At 44.8% G+C, this 1799-nt stretch carries 2 protein-coding genes; both read left to right on the top strand.

The features are described from left to right. A partial coding sequence (locus EBR25_13640) for a hypothetical protein (GenBank protein NBW42025.1) occupies positions 1-533 on the top strand: 533 nt, incomplete at its 5' end. 285 nt (positions 534-818) lie between these two features. Further along, the gene (locus EBR25_13645) at positions 819-1526 is read left to right on the top strand and encodes a hypothetical protein (protein ID NBW42026.1); all 708 of its coding nucleotides are present in this window, start codon (positions 819-821) and stop codon (positions 1524-1526) included. Positions 1527-1799 lie beyond the last annotated feature (273 nt).

A 1799-nucleotide genomic window follows, 5' to 3' on the forward strand; every position in this document is an offset into this window, starting at 1 on the left:
CAGCAAAGCGGCTCAATCGATGGATTGCAGAAGCTGAGGGACATATGGGTTTTCTCCAGGACTTTGCCGAAGCCACTGGTGCAACGGAAGGTATTCAAAAGGCGCTGGAGGACACAAGTGAACTCCGAGCCACGGAGCGAAAAGCACTTATGTGGCAAAAGGCTGAAGAGAACGCTGTACATTTCGAACCCATCCTTTTTGTCATTCCTGTGGCTTCACGTCCAAACCAGATTTTTGTTGAGGGCCTTACTAAAGGAAGATTTCGAATCGTTTCTTGGGAAAGCTATAGGCATGAAGGGGTAACAGAGGCAAGAATTCGAGCTGGGATAACCTGTGAACAGCACTATAAAGAGCACAATGGAGAGTGCCGCAACTGGGGGCCTATAAAGGAATACTGTTTTGCGGAGGCATGGAATCGACACTGCATTATTGGCACTGACGGCTCTATTTTAGAAGTGGTGGAAGAGCCTTATGAGATGCGGCAATCCTCTTTTCGCCTTAAGGGACGAAGAAAGTTGGAGGGGATATTGTGATAAGCTCTAAGAGCTCGATCAAGATACTTAGGCAGATAGCATCAGTGCCCTGAAAACATTGGTTAAGGAGGAGCTCACACTTGAACGCTGCGCTTTTGAAGCTGGTTGCCAAAAATGAACTGTAGTTATGGACTGTTCGTATTCAGCTAATGTTTTATAGTGGCGTTAGGTGCCGATAGTTCGAGATATGGTAATGAAGTGCTTTGGCCCTTACGAGAAAAAAGAAAAGCTGAATGCGAATACCGCATCAAAGTAATTCCAATAATTGTATGAGCAAGATTGCATATGACAAGCAATAAACCCCGCTACCTAACGAAATCAAGATTTAAGCTCGCGTGTGAATGCGGTACCAAGCTTTTCTATACTAACAAGCCAAGAGAATATGGTGATTCCAAGAGCAAAGACTCGTTTCTTGAAGCACTTGCTGATGGAGGGTTTCAGGTTGGTGAGCTAGCAAAGAAGTACTTCCCAGGCGGAGTGGATATTACAGCTTCAGGGTACGACGAAGCGTTAGCCGAGACCCATGAGGCTTTACAATTAGGTGTACCAGCCATCTTCGAAGCGGCGGTGCAGTATAAGGAGCTCTTCATTCGCGCCGATATTTTGGAGTTTAAAGGGAACGATATCCATCTCTTTGAGGTCAAGGCGAAGTCTTTTGATGCTCAAGAGGATGACCTCTTTTTCAACAAAAACGGCTCCATATCAAGGAAGTGGAGGGAGTATCTACTGGAAGTGGCTTTTCAAACATATGTTGTTGAAAAGGTGTTTCCTGATAGGCGTGTCGTACCCTATCTCTATTTAGTCGATAAGTCTTCCCGAAGTCCTATCTCAGGTCTCAATCAGCGCTTTGTTTTGAACAAAGATAAGGAAGGTAAGACAACGGTAGAAGTTCCAGTTCCTCTAACTGAGAAAGAGCTCTTTCCTTCCCTTCTTGTGAAGGTTCGTGTTGATGAGGCAGTAAGGCGAAGAGAAAGAGAGAATTCACGAAGATAAAACCTTCGAAGAGAGTATCTGGTTTTTCGCAGAGCATTACCGAAAAAATGAGATAATTCCACCTGAGCTTGGTACAAAGTGCCTTACGTGTGAATTCACTGGAGGAGATGCAGCAAAAAGTGGAAGGGATGAGTGTTTCCAGCAAGCCCTTCCTGCAAATCAAGTAGTACCGATTGAAAAAAGCGTCTTAAGTATCTGGAACTTTCGAGGGAAAGAAAAATGTATCAGCGCCAGCAAGTTTCGCCTTCAAGATATTGAGGAAGCTGACATTGC

It is taken from the genome of bacterium (assembly GCA_009926305.1).
GTDB lineage: Bacteria > Bdellovibrionota_C > UBA2361 > UBA2361 > RFPC01 > RFPC01.

Bases quoted from the DNA above. Each gene is read 5' to 3' on its own strand.
- EBR25_13645 (NBW42026.1), top strand. From the start codon at position 819: ATGACAAGCAATAAACCCCGCTACCTAACGAAATCAAGATTTAAGCTC.